The 22,753-nt window shown below is 60.3% G+C and carries 19 protein-coding genes and 3 tRNA genes; 18 read left to right on the top strand and 4 right to left on the bottom strand.

The window, feature by feature from the left end:
- Nucleotides 1-271: 271 nt before the first annotated feature.
- A complete protein-coding gene (locus MOV80_RS11000; RefSeq protein WP_052052305.1) occupies nucleotides 272-1,066 on the bottom strand; it encodes an SPOR domain-containing protein in 795 nt (264 codons plus the stop codon).
- A 136-nt stretch (nucleotides 1,067-1,202) separates the two neighbouring features.
- On the opposite strand from MOV80_RS11000, the gene ndk reads away from it, so the two are divergent.
- The 17 genes from ndk (at nucleotide 1,203) to MOV80_RS10915 (ending at nucleotide 19,275) form a co-directional block, all read left to right on the top strand.
- On the top strand, nucleotides 1,203-1,628 hold the full coding sequence (ndk, locus tag MOV80_RS10995; protein ID WP_043594449.1) for a nucleoside-diphosphate kinase: 426 nt from the start codon (nucleotides 1,203-1,205) through the stop codon (nucleotides 1,626-1,628).
- Between the two features lie 98 nt (nucleotides 1,629-1,726).
- Nucleotides 1,727-2,821: a 23S rRNA (adenine(2503)-C(2))-methyltransferase RlmN gene (gene rlmN, locus MOV80_RS10990; RefSeq protein WP_019104100.1), complete on the top strand. Its 1,095-nt coding sequence runs from the start codon at nucleotides 1,727-1,729 to the stop codon at nucleotides 2,819-2,821.
- 41 nt (nucleotides 2,822-2,862) lie between these two features.
- Nucleotides 2,863-3,561, top strand: coding sequence for a type IV pilus biogenesis/stability protein PilW (gene pilW / locus MOV80_RS10985; protein WP_232060414.1), 699 nt, complete (start codon nucleotides 2,863-2,865; stop codon nucleotides 3,559-3,561).
- Between the two features lie 2 nt (nucleotides 3,562-3,563).
- The gene (locus MOV80_RS10980; protein WP_043594445.1) at nucleotides 3,564-4,496 is read left to right on the top strand and encodes a RodZ domain-containing protein; all 933 of its coding nucleotides are present in this window, start codon (nucleotides 3,564-3,566) and stop codon (nucleotides 4,494-4,496) included.
- Nucleotides 4,497-4,509: 13 nt separating this feature from the next.
- Nucleotides 4,510-5,793 (top strand): flavodoxin-dependent (E)-4-hydroxy-3-methylbut-2-enyl-diphosphate synthase, encoded by a 1,284-nt coding sequence (gene ispG / locus MOV80_RS10975; RefSeq protein WP_019104350.1) that lies wholly within the window; start codon nucleotides 4,510-4,512, stop codon nucleotides 5,791-5,793.
- Nucleotides 5,794-5,849: 56 nt separating this feature from the next.
- The gene (hisS, locus tag MOV80_RS10970) at nucleotides 5,850-7,121 is read left to right on the top strand and encodes a histidine--tRNA ligase (protein ID WP_043594442.1); all 1,272 of its coding nucleotides are present in this window, start codon (nucleotides 5,850-5,852) and stop codon (nucleotides 7,119-7,121) included.
- Between the two features lie 14 nt (nucleotides 7,122-7,135).
- A complete protein-coding gene (locus MOV80_RS10965) occupies nucleotides 7,136-7,765 on the top strand; it encodes a tetratricopeptide repeat protein (RefSeq protein WP_019104352.1) in 630 nt (209 codons plus the stop codon).
- A 4-nt stretch (nucleotides 7,766-7,769) separates the two neighbouring features.
- On the top strand, nucleotides 7,770-8,909 hold the full coding sequence (gene bamB / locus MOV80_RS10960; RefSeq protein WP_019104353.1) for an outer membrane protein assembly factor BamB: 1,140 nt from the start codon (nucleotides 7,770-7,772) through the stop codon (nucleotides 8,907-8,909).
- Between the two features lie 13 nt (nucleotides 8,910-8,922).
- Nucleotides 8,923-10,350 carry a ribosome biogenesis GTPase Der gene (gene der / locus MOV80_RS10955; RefSeq protein WP_019104354.1) on the top strand — a complete coding sequence of 476 codons (1,428 nt, stop codon included), beginning with the start codon at nucleotides 8,923-8,925 and terminating at the stop codon, nucleotides 10,348-10,350.
- A gap of 89 nt (nucleotides 10,351-10,439) precedes the next feature.
- Nucleotides 10,440-10,697 carry an RNA chaperone Hfq gene (gene hfq / locus MOV80_RS10950; protein ID WP_039756760.1) on the top strand — a complete coding sequence of 86 codons (258 nt, stop codon included), beginning with the start codon at nucleotides 10,440-10,442 and terminating at the stop codon, nucleotides 10,695-10,697.
- Between the two features lie 97 nt (nucleotides 10,698-10,794).
- Nucleotides 10,795-11,925, top strand: coding sequence for a ribosome rescue GTPase HflX (hflX, locus tag MOV80_RS10945; protein WP_081574731.1), 1,131 nt, complete (start codon nucleotides 10,795-10,797; stop codon nucleotides 11,923-11,925).
- A complete protein-coding gene (gene hflK / locus MOV80_RS10940) occupies nucleotides 11,912-13,126 on the top strand; it encodes an FtsH protease activity modulator HflK (RefSeq protein ID WP_043594440.1) in 1,215 nt (404 codons plus the stop codon). The genes hflX and hflK overlap by 14 nt, the downstream gene beginning before the upstream one ends.
- A gap of 3 nt (nucleotides 13,127-13,129) precedes the next feature.
- On the top strand, nucleotides 13,130-14,011 hold the full coding sequence (hflC, locus tag MOV80_RS10935) for a protease modulator HflC (RefSeq protein WP_039756762.1): 882 nt from the start codon (nucleotides 13,130-13,132) through the stop codon (nucleotides 14,009-14,011).
- 126 nt (nucleotides 14,012-14,137) lie between these two features.
- Entirely contained in the window at nucleotides 14,138-15,289 is a 1,152-nt protein-coding gene (locus MOV80_RS10930) for an ATP phosphoribosyltransferase regulatory subunit (RefSeq protein WP_043594438.1), read from the top strand.
- A gap of 34 nt (nucleotides 15,290-15,323) precedes the next feature.
- Complete coding sequence (locus MOV80_RS10925) at nucleotides 15,324-16,619, top strand: adenylosuccinate synthase (RefSeq protein WP_118268165.1); 1,296 nt, start codon at nucleotides 15,324-15,326, stop codon at nucleotides 16,617-16,619.
- Between the two features lie 102 nt (nucleotides 16,620-16,721).
- Nucleotides 16,722-17,771 (top strand): oxidoreductase, encoded by a 1,050-nt coding sequence (locus MOV80_RS10920; protein WP_118268164.1) that lies wholly within the window; start codon nucleotides 16,722-16,724, stop codon nucleotides 17,769-17,771.
- Between the two features lie 112 nt (nucleotides 17,772-17,883).
- On the top strand, nucleotides 17,884-19,275 hold the full coding sequence (locus tag MOV80_RS10915) for an MFS transporter (protein WP_247877800.1): 1,392 nt from the start codon (nucleotides 17,884-17,886) through the stop codon (nucleotides 19,273-19,275).
- A 47-nt stretch (nucleotides 19,276-19,322) separates the two neighbouring features.
- Here MOV80_RS10915 and MOV80_RS10910 read toward each other — a convergent pair.
- From MOV80_RS10910 to MOV80_RS10900, 3 genes are all read right to left on the bottom strand, one after another.
- Nucleotides 19,323-19,409, bottom strand: a tRNA-Leu gene (locus MOV80_RS10910).
- A gap of 64 nt (nucleotides 19,410-19,473) precedes the next feature.
- Nucleotides 19,474-19,560, bottom strand: a tRNA-Leu gene (locus MOV80_RS10905).
- 55 nt (nucleotides 19,561-19,615) lie between these two features.
- Nucleotides 19,616-19,702: transfer RNA gene (locus tag MOV80_RS10900), tRNA-Leu, on the bottom strand.
- A 73-nt stretch (nucleotides 19,703-19,775) separates the two neighbouring features.
- On the opposite strand from MOV80_RS10900, the gene rnr reads away from it, so the two are divergent.
- A complete protein-coding gene (rnr, locus tag MOV80_RS10895; RefSeq protein WP_249605101.1) occupies nucleotides 19,776-22,499 on the top strand; it encodes a ribonuclease R in 2,724 nt (907 codons plus the stop codon).
- Nucleotides 22,500-22,753 lie beyond the last annotated feature (254 nt).

Genomic DNA, 22,753 nt, shown 5'->3' with positions numbered 1-22,753 from the left:
GGGCGGAGGGGCGGTCGTGGCTGCTCGGGCCGCCCACGCGCAGAGCCTTTGCCCCGTTCCGATGGATTGAGTGAGTTCAGAGCTTGCCCCCCTCGCATTGCGAAGGGGGCTTTTTTTATTTCGACTTAGAGCCTGCTAAAAGTCTTGTGAGCAAGGGCGAGACAAGGCGAAAACGAGCGAAAAAACGGAGTGTAGTTATGGTGCATAAGCATGTCGGAGTTGTGCTGACCGCATGGCGCCTCACGATGCGCAGCAGATCGTAAGCAGGTTCTTACTGTCCGGAGGGGGCCAGCAGCGGCGCATAACCCAGGCCGCGTAACTTCTCCATGGTTTCGTCGGCTTCGGCGCGGCTCTTGAACGGGCCTACCTGCACGCGGGTGACGGTATGGGCTGGAATGCCGTGCTGTTTCAACTCCTTCACCAGTTTTTCGGCGTTGCCGATACTGGAGAACAGTCCCAGCTGGACTTGATAGCCTATGGAACTGCCGGCCGGTTTTGCCTTGACCGCGGCTTCCTTGGTCGGCGCGACGGGCTTGTCCGTCGCGATGGCGGCGGGAGGTGGGGCTTTGACGGGTTCGGCCGGCGAGGCTTTGGCGGCTGCCGTCTGCGGCGGAGCCGCTGCCGGGCTGGGGGCGGGCGCCGCTTTCGCCGCCGCGCGCTCATGGGCCAGCGCTGGGGTCGCAGCGTGGACGGGCGGGCGGCTGTTGACCACGGCAGGGGTCTTGTCCAGATCCGGGCTGGCCGGGCTGGCGGCGCTGGGCGTTTGCGGCGCGCCGGCGGCTTCCGTCGCGGGCGCGCTGCTTTCCGCTGCCGGCGCGCTGGCTGGAGCGGGCGCCGGCGCTGCTTCCGCCGGGGCGGAGGCGGGCTTGATGATCTTGCCGGAGCTGGGGCTCTGACTGCTGGCGGTCATTTCCACCTTGGGTTTATTGAGGCTGTCGGTCAGCGGAATGGCGGCCAGCGCCACGGCGACCAGGCCGCCGGCGATCAGCAGCCGCTTTTTCAGCTTGCTGTTGAGGTCGGTCTCGCCGCCGGTCTTATCGGGGTCTTGTTGATTTTGTTCGCGCATGGTCCGTGAGACTGAGAAATGTGCAGCACATGGTTGAAAACACTGCTAAAATATCGGGTTCGTCAAAATTGGGTAACCCGAGTGGCTGCATAATACTCAAGTTTAGCCACTTGTCTTGATGTTTGGGAGAATTTATATGGCAATTGAACGCACCTTGTCCATCGTTAAGCCGGACGCCGTTGGTAAAAACGTCATCGGCAAAATCTACGATCGCTTCGAATCCGCCGGCCTGAAAATCGTGGCCGCCAAGATGAAGCAACTGTCCCGCGCCGAAGCCGAAGGCTTCTACGCCGTGCACAAAGACCGTCCGTTCTTCAAGGATCTGGTTGATTTCATGGTATCCGGCCCGGTGATGATCCAGGCGCTGCAAGGCGAAAACGCCGTGCTGAAAAACCGCGAGCTGATGGGCGCGACCGATCCGAAGAAGGCTGAAGCCGGCACCATCCGCGCCGATTTCGCCGACTCCATCGACGCCAACGCCGTTCATGGTTCCGACAGCGTGGAAAACGCCGCGATCGAAGTGGCTTATTTCTTTGCTGCATCCGAGATCAGCGCCCGCTAATCTCATAGTACTCCGTTGTTTGCGGAGCCTGTCCTCATGGACGGGCTCCGTCGAAAAGGCGGTCGTCCACACCGCCTTTGCTTTATCCCGAGGAATGCATGAAAACCAACCTGCTCGACTTCAATCTGGACCAGCTGACCCGGCATTTCGCCGAAATGGGCGAGAAGCCGTTTCGCGCCAAGCAAGTGATGCGCTGGATGCACCAGATGGCGGAAGCCGACTTCGACGCGATGACAGATCTGGCCAAAAGCTTGCGCGCCAAGCTGCATGAACGCGCCGAAGTGAAGGTTCCTTCGCTGATGACCGGGCAGGCGTCTAGTGATGGCACCCGCAAGTGGCTGCTCGATGTCGGTACCGGCAACGGCGTCGAAACCGTCTTCATCCCCGAGGATGAACGCGGCACCTTGTGCGTGTCATCCCAAGTGGGCTGCGCGCTGGAGTGCACTTTTTGCTCCACCGGCCGCCAGGGCTTCAATCGCAATCTGTCCACCGCCGAGATCATCGGCCAGCTATGGTGGGCCAATAAGGCGATGGGCGTGACGCCCAAGAACGAGCGAGTCGTGTCCAATGTGGTGATGATGGGCATGGGCGAGCCGCTGGCCAATTTCGACAATGTGGTCAGCGCGATGCAGATCATGCTGGATGATCATGGCTACGGCCTGTCCCGCAGGCGAGTGACCTTGTCCACTTCCGGCCTTGTGCCGCAGATGGACCGGTTGCGCGAAGAGTGCCCCGTGGCGCTGGCGGTGTCGCTGCACGCGCCCAACGACGCCATTCGCGACGTGATTGTGCCTATAAACAAGAAATACCCGTTGGCGCAGTTGATGGCGGCCTGTCAGCGCTATCTGGAAAAGGCGCCGCGCGACTTCATCACTTTCGAGTACGTGATGCTTGACGGTGTCAACGATAGACCGGAACATGCTCGCCAACTGCTGGAACTGGTGCGGGACGTGCCGTGCAAGTTCAATCTGATACCGTTCAATCCGTTCCCGAACTCGGGTTATGAGCGTTCCAGCAACAATGCGATTCGCGCGTTCCGCGAAATTCTACAGGAACGCGGTTACGTGGTGACGGTGCGGAAAACGCGCGGCGACGACATCGACGCCGCCTGTGGCCAACTGGCAGGCCAAGTGATGGACAAAACCCGCCGTCAAGCCAAATGGATGCAGCTCGTAGAGGACAATAAGCAATGACGATACGGCAAATGGGGTTGATGGCCTGTTTATGGATGGCTGTGAGTTCAACCGCATTTGCCGCCGATGCCGAGGTGTCGCGCGAGTTGGCGACGATACGCAGCCAACTGGCGATTGAATACGCCAAGATCGGCAATTACAAAGTGGCGCTGGAAACGGCGGATCAGGCCGTCGCCGCGGACCCGGCCTATGTCCCGGCCTATGTGTCCCGAGCCTATGTATTGACCCAGTTGCGCGAGGACGGGCCCGCCGAAGCCAATTACCGCAAGGCCCTGCAACTGGATCCAAGCAACCCCGAGGCCAACAATAATTACGGTTTGTTTTTGTGCGATCGAAACCGGCTGCAGGATTCTTTGTCCTATTTTCAGAAAGCGCTGGCCAACCCGCTGTATGATTCGCCTCAGACGGCTTATTTGAACCTGGGGCATTGCAGCGCCAAGGCCGGCAATCAAGAGCAGGCCAACGATTACTTGCTGGCGGCGCTGCGCGCCGCGCCCAATTTCGCGCCCGCGCTGCGGGAATTAGCACAGTTGCATCTTGGGCTGGGTAATGCCAAATTGGCTGCTTTCTATTTCGAACGGATAGGCAAGAGCGCGGCGCTGCAAGCCGACGACCTGTGGCTGGGCGTGCAGATTGGGCGCAAGAGCGGCAACAGGGTGTTGGAAAGCGAATGTTCCGCCGCGCTCAAGAACCGTTATCCGGATTCCAAAGAAACACAACTGCTGTTGAGTGGAAGCTGAGGATGGAGCAACAATTCGAACAACAGGGACAGCCGACGGGATCCAGCGTCGGCGCCCGGCTGAAAGCCGCTCGCGAAGCGGCCGGCATGGGTTTGGGGGAAGTCGCGGATAGGCTGAAACTGTCGATGCGGCAGTTGGAGGCGATAGAGCGCGACGATTTTACGATCTTGCCGGGCGCAACCTTCGTGCGCGGTTTTGTGCGCAATTACGCCCGTTTTTTGCAGATTGATCCCGAACCGTTGATGCACGCGCTGGACAGGCAGTTTCCTTCCGCCGTCAACGACGTCGCCAATCTGGTGCGCGACGGCGCGCATGAGGCTCCGGGGCATGTCGGCGAGCCAGCGGCGTTGGAGGAGGGCGGCTCTTCCGGCAAGTGGATTGTAGGCCTGCTGGTGGTGGCGGCCCTGGGCGGCGGCGTCGCATGGCTGGCCAGCAACCACGGCGGCGACAGCCGGCCGGCTGCAGACGCTTCTTCCGCCATCGCGACTGAGCTGTCTTCAGCGCCGATGGGCGAAGCCTCCGCTCCCGCCGCATTCTCCGCGGAGACGCCGGCTTCGGCGCCGGCAGCCATCGTCGCGCCTTCTCCGGCTTCCGCGCCCCAGCCGGTCAAGGCGGCCAATGTGGCCAGCGCGCCAGTCCAAACGGCGGTGCCGGCGGCCAAGCCGCAGGCCAGCGCCGCCGCGGCGGCGGCCGCCAGCGGCAAGCTGGTGTTGACGGTCAAGGAGGCTGAAGCCTGGGTATCCGTGGTGGACGCCACGGGCAAGAAGCTGGTATTCCAGACTTTGCAGCCTGGCAGTACCCAGGAAGCGGTCGGCACGCCGCCGTTCAAGCTGGTGATCGGCAACGCCTCGCAAGTGGCAGTGAATTTCAATGGCCAAGCGGTGGACTTCTCGGACAAGATCCGCGGCACCACGGCAAAGCTGGAACTCAAGTAATTCAAGGTAGCGAATGGATAGCGTGAACATCGCGCGACGCCCCACCCTGCAGGCTCGGGTGGGGCATGTCATTGTAGGGTCGGATGCTCCGGTGGTGGTGCAGTCCATGACCAATACCGATACAGCCGATGCGGCGGCCACGGTGCGGCAAGTGCTGGAACTGGCGGAAGCCGGATCCGAGCTGGTGCGCATCACCGTCAACTCCCCGGAGGCGGCGGCCAAGGTGGCGGAAATCCGCCAGCGCCTGGACGACGCCGGCTGTGTCGTCCCCTTGGTCGGCGATTTTCATTTCAATGGCGATCGCCTGCTTAGGGAATATCCCGACTGCGCGCAGGCCTTGGCCAAGTACCGGATCAATCCGGGCAATGTGGGCAAGGGCGCCAAGGGCGACGACAAGTTCGCCTTCATGATCCGCACTGCCATCGAGTACGGCAAGCCCGTGCGCATCGGCGTCAACTGGGGTAGCCTGGATCAGGCTTTGCTGGCCAGAATGATGGACGCCAACAACCGCGTCGCCCAGCCGCTGCTCCTGGAGCAACTGATGCGCGAAGCGTTGATCGTTTCCGCGCTGGAGTCCGCCGACAAAGCGATGGAACTGGGGTTGCCGGCCGAGCAAATCCTGCTGTCCTGCAAGGTCAGCAATGTGCAGGACCTGATTACCGTGTACCGCGATCTGGGTAGCCGCTGCAACTTCCCCTTGCACCTGGGGCTGACCGAGGCCGGCATGGGTTCCAAGGGCATCGTCGCGTCCAGCGCGGCGCTGGCGATCTTGCTGCAGCAAGGCATCGGCGACACTATTCGCATCTCGCTGACGCCGCAGCCGGGCGAGGCGCGCACCAAGGAAGTGGTGGTGGCGCAAGAGTTGCTGCAAACCATGGGGCTGCGCAGCTTCACCCCGTTGGTGACCGCTTGTCCGGGTTGTGGCCGCACCACCAGTACCTTCTTCCAGGAGCTGGCGGACCAGATCCAGAATTATCTGCGCACCCAGATGCCGGTATGGCGTTTGCAGTACCCGGGCGTAGAAGACATGAAGGTGGCGGTGATGGGTTGCGTTGTCAACGGCCCGGGAGAGAGCAAGTTGGCCGATATCGGCATCTCGCTGCCCGGCACCGGCGAAGTGCCGGTGGCGCCGGTTTACGTCGACGGTCAAAAGGATGTTACCCTCAAGGGCGACAACATCGCCGCCGAGTTCACCGCCTTGGTTGATCGCTACGTGCAAAGCCGTTATGGCGAAGGCGGCGCCAAGCGCCGCGAGGGCGGCGGCCGCACCATCCCGATTCGTCCGGTAGGCGTTTGAGCGCGTTTGGCGCAATGACCGGGCATTGATTCAAGCGATATACAAGAAAACAAGCAATGGCTCAAAAATATCAAGCGGTCAAAGGCATGAATGACGTGCTGCCGGCCGAGTCCTACCAGTGGGAATTTTTTGAAGGCAAACTCCGCGAGTTGCTGGCCGACTACGGTTACCAGAATATCCGCACCCCCATCGTCGAAACCACGCCGCTGTTTGTTCGCGCCATCGGCGAAGTCACCGACGTGGTGGAGAAGGAGATGTACACCTTCATCGACAGCCTGAACGGCGACAGCCTGACGCTGCGTCCCGAAGGCACTGCGGGCACCTTGCGCGCGGTGGTCGAGCATAACCTTCTGTACAATGCCACCCAGAAGCTGTGGTACATGGGGCCGATGTTCCGTCATGAACGCCCGCAGAAAGGCCGTTATCGCCAGTTCCACCAGATGGGCGTGGAGGCGTTGGGCTTTGGCGGTCCGGACATTGACGCCGAAATCATCGCGATGACTGCCGATTTGTGGCGTCGCCTGGGCCTGTCCCAGTATGTGCGCCTGGAAATCAATTCGCTGGGCAACCAGGAGGAACGCGCCGCGCATCGTCAGGCGCTGATCGCCTATCTGGAACAGCACGTGGATATTCTGGACGAAGACGGCAAGCGTCGCATGTACAGCAACCCCCTGCGCGTGCTTGACACCAAAAACCCGGCCTTGCAGCAGATGGCCAACGAGGCTCCCAAGCTGTCCGACTATCTGGGCGAGGCGTCCCGCGCGCATTACGAAGGCTGGAAGGCGATGATCCGCGAGCTGGGCGTCGACTTCGTGGAAAACCCGCGACTGGTGCGTGGGCTGGATTACTACAACCAGTCGGTGTTTGAGTGGGTGACCAGCGAGCTTGGCGCGCAAGGCACGATTTGCGCTGGCGGCCGCTATGACGGCCTGATCGAACAACTGGGCGGCAAGCCCGCCGCCGGCATTGGTTTCGGCATGGGCCTTGAGCGCGTGGTGCTGTTGCTGCAGGACAAGCAACTGCTGCCGGCGCAACGCAGCGTCGACATCTATCTGGTGAACCAAGGTGAAGGCGCGGCGCTGTATGCGATGAAGCTGGCGCAAAACCTGCGCGCAGCCGGCCTTTCGGTGGTGCAGCACTTGGGCGAAGGCAGTTTCAAGTCGCAAATGAAAAAAGCCGACGGCAGCGGCGCGCAGTTCGCTGTCATCGTCGGCGAAAATGAAATCAAGACGGGTCAGGCGGTGATCAAGGCGCTGCGCGCCGAGATGGACCAACACACTGTGGCGGCGGAAGCGGTGGCCGCCACGCTGATCTCACTGAAAGCTTAAGGGAGAGGGGCGCAATGGCGTTCGACTTGCAGGAACAAGAACAGATTGATTCGATCAAGGCCTTCTGGCAGCAGTGGGGCAAGCTGATCGCCGGCGTGCTGGCGGCGTCCGCCATTGCCTATCTGGGTTTCAAAGGCTACCGCTATCATCAGGAGCAGCAGGCGCAAAAAGCGGCGGCCGCGTACGAGAACATCGACGCGGCGGTAGCCGCCAAGGACATTGCCAAGTTGAAGTCGGCGGTAACCCTGTTGCAGAACGACTTCGGCTCCTCGGCCTATGCCACGCGGGGCTCGCTGATTCTGGCCAAGGCCGCTTTCGACAAGAGCGACCTTGCGTTGGCCAAGAGTCAGTTGGAGTGGGTGCTGGCCAATAGCAAGGACGAATCGGTAAGCGCCATCGCCCGTCTGCGCCTGGCTTCCTTGCTGCTGGACCTGAAAACTTACGATGCCGCGATCGCCGAACTGAACAAGGAACACCCCGCCGGTTTCGACGCGTTGTTCCTGGACTTGAAGGGCGATGTGCTGGTCGCCAAGGGCGACGCCGCAGCTGCGCGCGACGCCTACAAATCGGCGCTGGCCAAGTTGGTGGGCGATTCGCCCAACCGCCAGTTCATCCAGACCAAACTTGATGCGCTGGGAGGCTGATCGCATGCGCCGCCAATTGTTGCTGACCGCTGTGCTGTCCTCCTCGCTGCTGGCCGGTTGCGCCAGCTGGTTTGAAGGCAATACCCAGTTCAAGCCCACTCCGCTTGCCGCGATCAAACCCTTGCAGGGTTTGGACGTTAAATGGACGGCGACTCAGGCCGCGCCGGCTGCCGGCTTCCTGCCGGTATACGCCAACGGCCTGGTGGTGAGCGCCGACGCCGATGGCCGCGTGCGCAGCATCGACGCCCTTAGCGGCCGCGTTAGCGCGGACGTGGACCTGAAGCGCAAGCTGAGCGCAGGTGTCGCCGTGGCTGGCGATATGGTGCTGGTGGGCACTCAGGACGCCAAGTTGTTGGCGGTGGAGCGCGCCAGCGGCAAAGTGCTGTGGCAACAGCCGCTGACCAGCTTGATGCTGGAGGCTCCGCAGGTGGCCGGCGACATGGTGCTGGTGCGCACCAACGACGCGCGCCTGACCGGGTTCTCCCTGAGCGACGGTGGCAAGCAGCTGTGGTCCAGCGGCAATGTGCTGCCGCAGCTGACCGTGCGCAACAACGGCTCGATGCAGGCGGTGGGCAAGGAAGCGGTGATGGTGGGGCAAGCTGGCGGCCGCCTGGACATCATCAACCCGCAGACCGGCAACGCCTTGTGGCAGGGCGCGGTGGCCAATCCGCGCGGCGCCACCGAACTGGAACGGATGACCGACGTGACTTCACGGCCGGTGTTCGACGCCGGCCAGGTGTGCGCGGTGGCCTATCAGGGACGAGTGGCCTGCTTCGAGGCGCGTTCCGGCAATTTGCTGTGGGCGCGTGAAATTTCCTCCAGCCGCGGCCTGGCCGTGGATGGACGCAATGTCTACGTGACCGCGGAAGACGGCTCTGTCTGGGCGTTTGACCGCGGCACCGGCCGCAATATTTGGAAAACCGACGACCTGAAATATCGGGACGTCACCGGCCCCGCGTTGTTGGGCCGCTTCGTGTTGGTTGGCGATGGCGAAGGTTACGCCCATCTGCTATCCAATGAGAGCGGCAGCATCGTAGGCCGAGTCAAGGTCGGGTCCGCCCTGGCCAATCAACCGGTGTCGCTGGGTTCGTCCGCCTTGATGCAAGGCAAGGACGGGCGTCTGGCGATGCTGACTTTGGGATAATAAAGCAGTATTCATGAAACCTACCGTAGCTCTGGTCGGCCGCCCCAATGTGGGCAAGTCGACCTTATTCAACCGGCTGACCCGCAGCCGCGACGCCCTGGTCGCCGACCAGCCCGGCCTGACGCGCGATCGCCACTATGGCCATGGCCGCGTGGGCGAGAAGCCGTATCTGGTGGTCGATACCGGCGGCTTCGAGCCGGTGGTGGACGAAGGCATCCTGTTTGAGATGGCCAAGCAGACGCTTCAGGCCGTGGACGAAGCCGATGCCGTGGTGTTCCTGGTGGATGGTCGAAACGGCCTGACGCCGCAAGATAAAATCATCGCCAACCGTTTGCGCCAGTTGCAGCGTCCGGTCTTCCTCGCCGTCAACAAGGCGGAAGGGATGCGCCACGCCATCGCCGGCGCCGAGTTCCACGAGCTCGCGCTGGGCGAGCCGTTGGTGATCTCCGCCGCTCATGGCGACGGCGTGCGCGAATTGATGGAATTGGTGCTGGCGGACTTCCCCGAAGAAGTGGAGGAAGAGGCCTCGCGCCATCCCAAATTCGCGGTGATCGGCCGGCCCAATGTCGGCAAGTCCACCCTGGTCAACGCCATCTTGGGCGAAGAGCGCGTCATCGCCTTTGACCAGGCGGGCACCACTCGCGACAGCATATATATTGATTTTGAGCGAGATGGCCATACCTACACCATCATTGACACCGCCGGCGTGCGTCGTCGGGCCAAGGTCAGCGAGATGCTGGAGAAGTTCTCGGTGATCAAGACCATGAAGGCGATCGAAGACGCCAACGTGGCGGTGCTGGTGCTGGATGCCCAACTGGATATCTCCGAGCAGGATGCCACCATCGCCGGTTTTGCTTTGGAAGCGGGCCGGGCACTGGTGGTGGCGGTGAATAAATGGGACAACCTGGACGGGGAGCAAAAGGAAACAGTGCGCCGCGAGATCGCGCGCAAACTGAACTTCCTGGATTTTGCAAAGTTCCATTACATCTCCGCCATTGAAGGCCGCGGCGTGGCAGACTTGTTCAAGTCCATCGACGAGGCCTACAAGGCGGCCATGGCCAAACTGGCCACGCCCAAGCTGACTCGAGTGCTGCAAGTGGCGCTGGAACGTCAGCAGCCTCCGCGCTCAGGTCTGATTCGCCCGAAGATGCGCTATGCGCACCAGGGAGGGCAGAACCCGCCCATTATTGTTGTGCACGGCAATGCGCTGGATGCGGTGCCGAACAGTTATACCCGCTATCTGGAACATACTTTCCGGAAAGTGTTCAAGCTGCAGGGCACGCCGTTGCGCGTGCAGTACAAGTCTTCGGAAAATCCGTTCGACACCGACGACGGCAAGGAGAAGTCCCGAGCCAAGCCCAAGCCGATGTCCAAAATGCGCGGACGCGAAAAAGAAGTGCGTTACGGCAAGAACGGCAAGGGCAGCAGCAGTAAAAAATAGTACGCCGGGATGTTTTCTGCTAATAATAAGCAGACAACCGGGCTGTAAGGTTCAGTTAATACAACAATCAACGATTCGGAGAATAACGAATGAGCTCTAAAGGGCAAATGTTACAAGACCCGTTCCTGAACATCCTGCGTAAGGAACATGTGCCGGTGTCCATCTACCTGGTGAACGGCATTAAACTTCAGGGTCAGGTAGAATCCTTTGACCAATACGTGGTGCTGTTGAAAAACACGGTGACCCAGATGGTATACAAACACGCCATTTCCACCGTCGTCCCCGCCCGTCCGGTCAATCTTCCCCATGAACACCCGGTGCAAAAGCAGGAGCAGCAAGACGCCTAAAGCGTTGCTGTGCTTGTAACCGGGCCGATCGGCCGCGCCAATCAGGCGCGGCTTGTCGGCCTTTAATCTTTTGCGCCCCAACTATGGTTTCCGAATAGTGTTTGATCGTCCCGACTTAGGCGACCAGGCGGTTCTGGTCTGCCTGGATTTTGGAGATGCCGATTACCAGGAAAACATCGCCGAGTGCGCCGAGCTGGTCAAGAGCGCCGGCGTCGAGGTGATGGGCGTGGTGCAGGGCAAGCGACAGCGGCCGGACGCCGCGTTGTTCGCGGGCAAGGGCAAGGTTGAGGAAATCGGCCTGCTGGTGCGCGCCACTGATGCCAATGTAGTGATATTCAACCATGCCTTGGCGCCTGGTCAGGAGCGCAATCTGGAGCGGGCGCTGCAGTGTCGCGTCATCGACCGCAACAGTCTGATTCTGGATATTTTCGCGCAGCGCGCGCGCAGCCATGAGGGCAAGCTGCAAGTCGAATTGGCCCAGCTGTCCCATATGTCTACCCGCCTGGTGCGCGGCTGGACCCACTTGGAGCGGCAAAAGGGTGGCATTGGCCTGCGCGGCCCCGGCGAAACTCAGCTTGAAACCGACCGTCGGCTGCTGGGCATCCGTGTCAAGGCGCTGAAAGAGCGTCTGGCCCAAGTGCAAAGACAACGCAATACTCAGCGCAAAGGGCGCGGGCGAGCCGGCATTGCTTCGGTGTCCATCGTCGGCTACACCAACGCCGGCAAGTCCACCTTGTTCAATGCGCTGACCAAGGCGCGCATCTATGCCGCGGACCAGCTATTCGCTACGCTGGACACTACCAGCCGCAAGCTGTTTCTTAACCACGAGACATCCATCGTGATTTCCGATACGGTGGGCTTCATCCGCGATCTGCCCCACACTCTGGTGGCCGCGTTCCGCGCGACCCTGGAAGAAACCGTGCGTGCGGACCTTTTGCTGCATGTGGTGGATTGCTCCAGCGATATGCGCGATGTGCAGATCGAGGAAGTCAACAAAGTGTTGGCGGAGATCGGTGCGGACGGCATTCCGCAATTGCTGGTCTGGAACAAGTGCGATTTGCGCGAAATGGAGCCGGAGATTGAGCGCGACGCGACGGGCCGTCCGGTTTCTGTGCGGGTTTCGGCCCTGACCGGCGCCGGCCTGGAACTCTTGCGCGCGGCGGTTGCCGAATGCGTGCATCCTTCCCAAAACAACCATAAAGACTATTACGAGCATGTCGCAGAATGACCCTAACCGAGGCCGCCGAGGCAATGAAGGGCCGCCGGACCTCGATGAAGTATTCCGCAACCTAAATCAGAAGCTGTCGAGGCTGCTGGGCGCCAAGGGCAGCGGTGCCGGCGGAGGCCCTGCGTCCAGCGCCAAGCCGCCGTTCAAAGGCGGCGCTGTCGCCGTGGTCGGTGTATTGGCCGCGCTGTGGCTGGCCAGCGGTTTCTACGTGGTGGACGCCCGCGAGCAAGGCGTGGTGCTGCGTCTGGGCAGCTTCAACCGGGTAACAGAGCCGGGGCTGCAATGGCACGCGCCGTTCCCGATTGAAAAGGTGGAGATCGTTAACCTGACCGAAGTGCGCAGCGTGGAAGTCGGCTACCGCAATACCGCCCAAACGCGGGTTGCGGAAGAGTCGCTGATGCTGACCTCGGACCAGAACATCATCGATGTCCAACTGTCGGTGCAATACGACATCAAGGACGCGCGCGCCTTCCTGTTCAACAACGCTTCGCGCGAGCGCGACGCGAAGGATATCGTCAAGCAAGCGACCGAAACCGCGATCCGCGAAGTGGTGGGCCGCAACAAGGTCGATTTCGTGCTGAACGAAGGGCGAACTCAGATCGCGGTGGACACCCAGAAGTTGATTCAGGAAGTGCTGGATCGCTACTCTTTGGGCGTGCGCATCGCCAAAGTCAACATCAATGCTGTGCAGCCGCCCGAGCAAGTGTTGGCGGCCTTCGACGATGCGGTGAAGGCTGGTCAGGACAAGGACAAGCTGCGTAACGAAGGTCTGGCTTACGCCAACGAGGTGCTGCCCAAAGCCCAGGGTCTGGCCGCGCGCCTGCAGCAGGAGGCCGAAGCCTACGAGCAGAAAGTCGTCTCCCGCGCGGAAGGCGACGCATCCCGCTTCAAGCAAGTGTTGTCTGAATACAACAAGGCGCCCAAGGTCATGCGCGATCGCCTGTATCTGGACATGATGCAGCAGATCATGAGCAATACCACCAAGGTGGTGGTGGATCAGAAGGGCGGCAACAATCTGTTATACCTGCCCTTGGACAAGCTGATTCAGCAGAGCAGCCCGGGAGCCTCGGGCGCGGCGGCGTCCGTCGCCGGGGCTGCGTCGCAGCCGCCAGAGCCTACGCCGCCAGCCGCTCAGGCCGGCAATGGCAAAGGGGGGCGGGACGTGACCCGCGGACGTGATTTTTTTGGGGCGGAGCGATAAGCAATGGATAGACTGATTCCGACTGTAGTTGCCATAGCCGGTGTGCTATTTGTTGCCAGCCTGTCGCTGTTCACCGTGGATCAGCGCCAATACGCGCTGGTTTTCCAGTTTGGCGAAGTGGTGCGCATCATCAAGGAGCCGGGCATCCAGTTCAAGGTGCCGCTGTTGCAGAACGTGCGTTATTTCGATCGCCGCGTGCAGACCATCGACGCCGAGGCGCCGGAATTGTTCAACACCCGCGAGAAAAAGAACGTGTTGGTGGATAGTTTCGTCAAATGGCGGGTGGTGGACGTTGAGCAGTTCTATAAGAGCGTGGGCTCCGAGGCCGCCGCTGTGGCGCGTTTGAAACAGACCATCAATGACGGGCTGCGCGCGGAATTCGGCCAAAAGATGGTTGCCGACGTCATTTCCGGCAAGCGCGACCAGGTGATGGATACAGTTCGCAAGCGCGCGGACGCGGATGCGCGTAAAATAGGCGTACAAATTCTCGACGTGCGCTTAAAACGAGTCGATTTTCCGGATAAAATAAGCAGTTCGGTTTTCGATCGCATGCAGTCCGAGCGCCGCACCGTAGCCAGCCAGTTGCGCAGCGAGGGCGCTGCGGACGCAGAGCGTATCCGGGCTGAAGCGGATAAGCAGCGCGAAGTGGTTCTGGCCGAAGCGTATCGCCAGGCTCAGGACTTGAAGGGCAAGGGCGATGCCAAGGCGGCGGCGATCTACGCCGAGGCTTACGGCAGGAACCCGGACTTCTACGCCTTCTGGCGCAGCATGGACGCCTACAAGGAGTCGTTCAAGAACAAGAGCGACGTCTTGGTGCTGGAGCCGAGCAGCGAGTTCTTCAAGTATTTCAAGAACCCGCAGTCTGGAGCGGCCAAGGCCAAGTAAACGGTCAAGGCTGGCGAAAGACGCCACGCAAAACAATCGGAGTATGGAACACTGGCCGGGGCGACCTGGCCAGTTTGCTGATAACAAGGCGGGGGCTTCCCGCCTTTTATTCTGTTGAAAAGAATCATGCGTAATTGGCTGTTACCGGAATACATCGCGGATATTCTGCCCGCCACCGCGCGCCAGGTGGAGTCCGCCAAGGCGGCGATGCTGGAAGGCTTTCGCGTGGCGGGCTACGAGTTGGTGCTGCCGCCGCTGATCGAGTACATCGATTCACTGGTCAGCGAGGAAGACGCTTCGCTCGAGCTCAAAACCTTCAAGCTGGACGATCAGTTGTCCGGCCGACAAATGGGCTTGCGCGCCGACATCACGCCCCAAGTGTCCCGCATTGATGCGCATCTGCTTGGCGAGCGCACCGGAGTGACTCGGCTGTGCTACGCCGGCAGCGTGGTGCATACCCGGCCGGACGGCCTGGCCAGCTCCCGCGAGCCGCTGCAAGTGGGGGCGGAGTTGTACGGCTACGCCGGCATCGAGGCTGACCTGGAAATCATCGAATTGATGCTGGGCACCTTGGAGCGCGCCGGCGTGTCCGGCCTGCGGCTGGACATCGGGCATATGGCGATTTATCGCGGCATTGCCGCCGCCGCCGGTTTGTCGGGGGAGACCAGCCGGGCGCTGTTCGCCAAGCTGCAGAGCAAGGACTTGGCCAGCATTCGCGAGTTGGTCTGCGATGTCGCCGAACCGTACCGCAGCGCTTTTCTGGCCTTGCCGGAATTGTATGGTCCGATCGAAGAGCTGGACCGGGCGCGCTCCCGTCTACCGTCCTTGCCCGAGGTGGAGCTTGGCTTGATGCAGCTGTCCGCGGTAGCTAAGGCGCTGGAGGGCCGGGTGGCCCTGAGTTTCGATCTGACCGAATTGCGCGGCACTCAGTATCACAACGGTCTGCTGTTCGCAGCCTATGCTGAGGGCTGGGCCGAGGAGTTGGCGCGCGGCGGGCGCTACGATAATGTCGGCCGCCGTTTTGGCCGCGCCCGACCAGCGACTGGCTTCAGTCTGGATTTGCGCGACTTGATCCGCATCCTGCCCGAGCAAGGCTCGGTCAGGGGGATTCGCCTGGCCGGCAAGCACTGGCCCCAGGCGCGGGCCGAAGTGGCTCGCCTGCGCGAGGCGGGCGAAATGGTGGTGATTGATTATCTGGGCGAGTCCGCCCAGGCTTTGAATTGTGATCGCGAGCTGACCCCGGACGGCTCGGATTGGCATGTGGTTTCATTTAACTGATTTTTGAATCTGACTGAAGAAGAGGTTTTTTCCAATGTCCAAGAACGTTGTCGTGATCGGTACCCAGTGGGGTGATGAAGGCAAGGGCAAGATCGTTGACTGGCTGACCGACCACGCGCGTGCCGTGGTTCGCTTCCAAGGCGGCCACAACGCGGGCCACACTCTGGTGGTGGGCGGCAAGAAAACTGTGCTGCGCCTGATTCCGTCCGGCATTCTGCGTGATGATGTCGAGTGCTTTATCGGCAATGGCGTGGTGTTGTCCCCGGAAGCCTTGCTCAAGGAGATCGACGAGCTGGAAACCGCCGGCGTTAACGTCGCCGCTCGCCTGAAAATTTCCGAAGGCTGCCCGCTGATCCTGCCGTACCACGTCGCTTTGGATCAGGCTCGCGAAGCCGCCAAGGGCGCCGGCAAAATCGGCACCACCGGCCGCGGCATCGGCCCCTGCTATGAAGACAAGGTGGCGCGCCGCGCCTTGAAGGTGATCGACCTGTTCGACACCGCACGCTTTGCCGAAAAGTTGAAGGAAAACGTCGAATACTACAACTTCATGCTGACCAAGCTGTTCCAGGCTGAGCCGGTGAGCTTCGACGCCATCCTGGCCGACACCTTGAAACTGGCCGAGCGCATCAAGCCGATGGTGGCCGATGTATCCCGCACCCTGTACGACATGAACCAGGCGGACATCCCGCTGCTGTTCGAAGGCGCGCAAGGCACCCTGCTGGACATCGACCACGGCACCTATCCGTACGTGACCTCGTCCAACTGCGTGGCCGGCGCCGCAGCGCCGGGCGCCGGCGTGGCTCCGCAAATGCTCAACTATGTGCTGGGCATCGTGAAGGGCTACACCACCCGCGTGGGTTCTGGTCCGTTCCCGACCGAGCAAGAGAACGATATCGGCATGTTCCTGGCCAAACGCGGCAATGAATTCGGTTCGGTCACCGGCCGCCCGCGCCGCTGTGGCTGGTTCGACGCCGCCGCGCTCAAGCGTTCTATCCAGATCAACGGTGTGTCCGGCTTGTGCGTGACTAAGCTGGATGTGATGGATGGTCTGGAAGAGATCAAACTGTGCGTGGGTTACACCCTGGACGGTGAAAAGGTGGATATCCTGCCGTTTGGCTCCGACGCGGTCAGCAAGTGCGTGCCGGTATATGAAACCATGCCCGGCTGGAGCGAAAGCACCTTCGGCGCCAAGCGCTGGGAAAATCTGCCGGCCAACGCCCAGGCTTACCTGACCCGTATCGCCGAAGTGTGCGGCGCGCCTGTGGACATCATCTCCACTGGTCCTGACCGTGAAGAAACCATCGTGATGCGTCATCCCTTCGGTCTCTAAGTCCGATTTGGCTCATCGCCGGAAACCCGCCTGCCAGGCGGGTTTTTTCATGCTCGCGGCGGGCGTAGACTGTTTGGATTCTGGTTTCCGAAAGCAAAACACATGCAGCCATTGAATGTCGCCTTGGTGGGCTACGGTTATGCAGGCAAGACTTTTCACGCGCCCTTGATCTCCGCCACGCCCGAGCTGAAGCTGGCCGCCGTGGTCAGCAGCCGGCCGGACGAGGTGAGGACGGATTGGCCGCAGGTGCCGGTGCTGGCCGGTTTAGAGCAGGCCTTGCTTGACCCCGCCATCGATATGCTTGTTATCGCCAGCCCCAACCGATTGCATTATCCGCAGGCGCGCTCGGGTTTGATGGCAGGTAAGCACGTGGTGGTGGACAAGCCGTTCACAGTAACGCAGGCGGAGGCGCGGGAGTTGTGCTTGATGGCTGAGCGGCCGGGCAGCCCGCTGTTATCGGTGTTTCACAATCGACGTTGGGATGCTGATTTTCTGGCGCTCAAGGCCTTGTTGGCTGGCGGTGAGCTGGGGGCGCTCAGCCATTTCGAGTCCCATTTCAACCGTTATCGGCCGCAGGTCCGCGCGCGTTGGCGCGAGCAGGACCAACCGGGAGCAGGGCTGTGGTACGACCTGGGACCGCACTTGCTCGATCAGGCCTTGCAGTTGCTGGGCTGGCCGCAGACGATTTATGCAAGCTTGTTCAAACAAAGGGCAGGGGCGCAGGCGACGGACTACTTTCACGTACAGCTGGGCTATGCGGAGTATCAGGCGGTGCTGCACGGCTCCTGCTTGGTCAGCGGCGGGGCTCCGCGCTTTAGTTTGCACGGTACGCTCGCCAGTTACGTCAAATTCGGCTTGGACAGTCAGGAAGACTATTTGAAGCATGGCGGCCGCCCTGGCGAAACGGGCTGGGGCGTGGACCTTGCTCCGGGCGTCTTGTTCCGTCAGCGGGACGACGGAGAAATGAGGGAGCCGCGGCCGTCGCCCTTGGGCGATTATTGCGATTTCTACCGTGGGGTGGCTCGCGCCGCGCAAGGCTTGGGGTCTAATCCGGTGACGGCGAGGGAAGCGTGGAGAGTGATGGCCTTGCTGGAACAGGGGGAGCAGAGCGCGCGGGAAGGGCGACGTCTGTTTTGTCTCCCGGTCGCTTGAGAGCGGCCCCGGCTTTCGCTTTACGTTTCGACATCATTTGCGCCGCCCTGTCTCCTTGTCCCAGCGGCAGCCGGTGCTACACTGGCGTTTCCTTTCCTGAAATTTTATCGTCATGCAGCTTAAGCTCGCCGCCGGCATGGTGACCCCGTTGATCGTGGCCACCGCCTTGTTCATGGAGAACATGGACGCCACCGTGATCTCCACCTCTTTGCCGGCTATCGCGCGCGACCTGTTGGTGGAGCCGATTGGTTTGAAGTTGGCGCTGACGTCTTATCTGGTCAGCTTGGCCGTGTTTATCCCCATTAGCGGCTGGATGGCGGACCGTTTTGGCTCGCGGCGTATTTTCCGCGCTGCTATTGCCGTTTTTGTATTGGGTTCGGTGTTGTGCGCGCTTGGCAATACATTGGGCGGCTTTGTGCTGGCGCGCTTTGTGCAAGGTATCGGCGGCGCAATGATGGTGCCGGTGGGGCGTTTAGTGATTTTGCGCACCACGGCGAAAGCGGATTTGGTGCGGGCGCTCAGTTATTTGACGGTTCCCGCTTTGCTGGGGCCGGTCATCGGGCCACCCTTGGGTGGTTTCATCAGCACCTATCTGCACTGGCGCTGGATATTCTTGATCAATATTCCTATTGGCGTGCTGGGCTGGGTGCTTGCCAAGCGTCACATCGAAGACTTGAAGGACGAACAAGTGCCGCCGCTGGACTGGCTGGGCTTTGCCTTGAGCGGAGTCGGTTTGTCCTTGTTGATGCTGGGTCTGGCTTCCGAAGGCAAGCATTTGATCTCGGCGCAATGGTCGGCGCTGCTAGCGGTGATTGGCGCCGGTTTGCTGTGGCTTTATCTGCTGCATTATCGTCGCGCGGTTCATCCCTTACTGGACTTGTCCTTGTTGCGCTTGCCCACTTTTCATGCCGGCGTGGTAGGCGGCTTCGTGTTCCGAGTCGGCATCGGCGCCACGCCCTTCTTGTTACCACTGATGTTACAACTGGGCCTGGGTCTCAATCCTTTTGTCTCCGGTTTGCTGACCTGTTCTACCGCGGTGGGCGCCATTTTCATTAAGACGCTGGTGATGCGCATATTGCGGCGTTACGGTTTCCGCAGGGTATTGATGGTTAATAGCGTGTTGGCGGGCCTTTCCATCGCGGCGTATGCATTGTTCTACGAGGCGCCGAGCTATGTTTGGATGTTGCTGGTCTTCGTATTGGGAGGTTGTCTCCGCTCTTTGCAGTTCACCAGCCTGAACGCGATTTCTTTTGCCGAGGTTGAGGCGGGAAGCATGAGCCATGCCACCAGTCTTTCAGGGGTAGCGCAGCAGTTGGCTGCGGGTTGCGGGGTGACGGCAGGGGCTTTTGTTGTGCAGGGAGTGAGCGGGTTGCAGGGGCATGCAGCCTTGACCGTGATCGATTTCGCCTGGGCTTTCGCCATTATGGGCGCCTTGACCATGTTGTCCGGCCTGATGTTCGCTACGTTGGATCCGCGAGCCGGGGAAGAGTTGGCCTCGCGCTGAAGGGAAAATGCAAAACCCCCGTTGATCATAAATCAACGGGGGTTTATTGGTGCCCAAGAGAAGACTCGAACTTCCACACCCTTGCGGGCGCTAGGACCTGAACCTAGTGCGTCTACCAATTCCGCCACCTGGGCATAAAACTTAAATTGTTTCACTACTGGACTACGATATAAACATCATCGGAGTCAATTAAACTGTTGGTGCCCAAGAGAAGACTCGAACTTCCACACCCTTGCGGGCGCTAGGACCTGAACCTAGTGCGTCTACCAATTCCGCCACCTGGGCCAACCAGATTGTTACTATACAGAGCGAACATCACGATTACAATAGAGTAAATCAGTGGTGCCCAAGAGAAGACTCGAACTTCCACACCCTTGCGGGCGCTAGGACCTGAACCTAGTGCGTCTACCAATTCCGCCACCTGGGCTTCGCTTTGCTGTATTATTTCGCTGCATCTCTGCAACGAGATGCGAATTATAGACATATTCTTGAGGGTGTCAATGGCTAGAACACAAAAAAAACAAAAGACCCTGTCCCTCCGCGAACAGGACCCCTTCCTGGAACGGGAAAAACTTAAATATTCCAATCCCTTGCCGAGCCGAGAGTTCGTTTTAAAGATTTTGGCCGAGCAGGGGGTGCCGCTATTTCCTGATGAATTGGCGCGCATGTTGTCGATTACGCGAGCTGAATCTATTTATTTCGAACGCCGCTTGCGGGCAATGGAGCGAGACGGCGAAGTCATCATCAATCGCAAAGGCGCAGTCTGCGTCGCTCAAAAGCTGGACTTGATCAAGTGCAAAGTGTCCGGTCACCGCGATGGCTACGGTTTTGCCATCCCGGATGAAAGTGAAGGCCAGGGCGGAGATATTTTCCTGCCCGAGCGGGAAATGAAAAAAGCGATGCATGGCGATCGGGTGATGGTCCGCCCGTCCGGCCTTGATCGCAGAGGCCGGCAGGAAGGCAAGATCGTAGAGGTGTTGGATCATGTGGTGACGCGGTTGGTCGGCCGCATCAACCGTGTCCGGGGCGTGTGGGTGGTGACGGCGGAAGACCGCCGCATCAACCACGACATTCTGATTGAGCCGGGTGGAGAGGCGGGTGCCAAGGACGGCCAGGTAGTCATGGTGGAAATCCTTCAATATCCGGATGCCTACCGTCAGCCTGTTGGCCAAGTAGTGGAAGTGTTGGGTAATTACGCCGATCCCGGAATGGAAATCGAGATCGCGCTGCGTAAGCACGATCTGCCTCATCAATTCCCTGAGACAGCGTTGGCGCAAGCAAAGGCGACACCGAAAAAGGTGCGTAAGAAAGATTGGACCAAGGATCGAGTCGACCTGCGTGATCTGCCCTTGGTGACGATAGACGGTGAAACCGCGCGCGACTTCGATGATGCCGTGTATGCGGAGAAGCAGGGCAAGGGCTTCCGTCTGATCGTGGCGATTGCCGACGTCAGCTTTTACGTAGAGCCCGGCGACGCTTTGGATCAGGAAGCGCTTAACCGCGGCACTTCGGTCTATTTTCCGCGCCGCGTCATTCCGATGCTGCCGGAAGCCCTGTCCAACGGGATCTGCTCGCTGAATCCGGATGTGGAGCGGATGTGTATGGTCTGCGATATGCAGATCAACGCCAAGGGCGTGGTCAAGCGCTATCAGTTCTATCCGGCGGTGATGCTGTCCAAGGCGAGGTTGACCTACAACCAGGTTTGGGAGTGGATTCAGAAGGGAAGCGACAGTCCGGTGTTGCCGCAGATCCAGACCTTGTACTCGTTGTTCAAGGTGTTGCTTGCGGCGCGCAGTCAGCGCGGGGCGATCGAGTTCGACTCGGTGGAAACTCAGATGATCTTCAACGACGCGGGCAAGATCGAACGCATCGTGCCCGTTGTGCGCAACGACGCGCACCGCCTGATTGAAGAGTGCATGCTGGCGGCCAACGTTTGTGCCGCTGATTTCCTGGAGAAGAACGGGCACAAAGCCTTGTATCGGGTGCATGAGGGGCCGACTGAAGAGAAGCTGGAGAATCTGCGCAACTATCTGCGCCTGGTCGGCTTGAGCTTGGGCGGCGGTGAAAAACCCACCGCTAAAGACTATGCCAAATTGGCCGAGCAGATTCATGGACGGCCCGACGCGCCGGTGCTGCAGACCATGTTGCTGCGCTCCATGCAGCAAGCGGTTTATACCCCGGACAATAACGGCCACTTTGGTCTGGCTTACGGGGCCTACGCTCATTTCACTTCTCCGATTCGCCGCTACCCGGACCTGTTGGTGCATCGCTCGATCAAGGCTGTACTTAAAGGCGGTAAATACAAGCCTGGCAAGTGGGCGCAACTGGGCGTGCATTGTTCAATGACCGAACGCCGGGCGGACGATGCCAGCCGTGATGTGGAGTCCTGGCTGAAAACCTACTATATGCGAGACAAGGTGGGTGAGATCTTCAAGGGCAAGATCTGTGCGGTGACCAGCTTTGGCGTATTCGTGTTGTTGGATGATGTGTATGTCGAGGGTTTGGTGCATATCTCGGAGTTGGGCAAGGACTACTTCCACTTCAAGAAGGACGTCCAGGCGATCGTCGGGGAGAAAAGCGGCATGCAATACCGCTTGGGCGATACTCTGACTGTGAAGGTAATGAGCGCTAACCTGGAAAGTGCCCAAGTCGACTTCGCTCTGGTCAAAGAGGGTGACTTGCAGATCCCGAGACCGGTTCCCGCGCGTAGTGTTGGGGCGCGCCCAGCTGGTCCGCGTAGGGGCTCCGAGTCCAAGCCCGTGGAAGCGAAGCCCTCTGCATTGCCGGCTGCGCCCAAGGGGCGAAGCCGGGGGGCTGTCCAATCGCCGGTGCCTAAGCCAGTGGTGAATCAGCCCGTAGCGAGAAAGCCAGTAGCGAGCAAGCCAGCAACGAGCAAGCCAGCAACGAGCAAGCCAGCAACGAGCAAGCCAGCAACGAGCAAGCCAGCAACGAGCTCCGCGGCCAAGCCTGTTGAAAATAAGCCCGTGTCGAACCTGACTGCTCCGAAAGTCGCAGGGGCAACGCCCGCGACGGCCAAACCCGTTGTTAAGCGGTCTGCGGCATCCAAGTCGGTGCCTGCGGCGTCTGCGCCGGCAGTCGAGGTTTCTGCGGACAAGTCTGGTGCTATGGTTCGCAAGCCTTCAGTTGAGGAGACTCCGCCTGCCCCGCGTCAACGCAAGCCGTCAACGCGTCGGAGCAGCAGTAAGCGTCGTAGCGAGGACTGATCTTTCGGAGGCGCTTCTATATAAATAGGTGTATCTAGGGAGCAACGGGCCGGCGTTTCGCCGGCCCGTTTTTTATGGATAGTCGGGTCATGGGGCGGGAGTTGGCAAATACTCTTTATGGATATTCATTGCCGCATCAAGGGTTTGCCCGGCCTGGTCCGCTTTTGTTGAGGTTTTTGTCGCAAAAGGTGTTGACGGGTTTAGGGGCGTGACGTATAGTTCGCCTCCTCAGCAGACAACGCAGCGACGGAAAT

The sequence above is a fragment of the Chromobacterium sp. IRSSSOUMB001 genome, from assembly GCF_023507765.1.
In the GTDB taxonomy this organism is placed as follows: Bacteria; Pseudomonadota; Gammaproteobacteria; order Burkholderiales; family Chromobacteriaceae; genus Chromobacterium; species Chromobacterium haemolyticum.
This window is presented reverse-complemented; position numbering and strand designations above follow the sequence as displayed.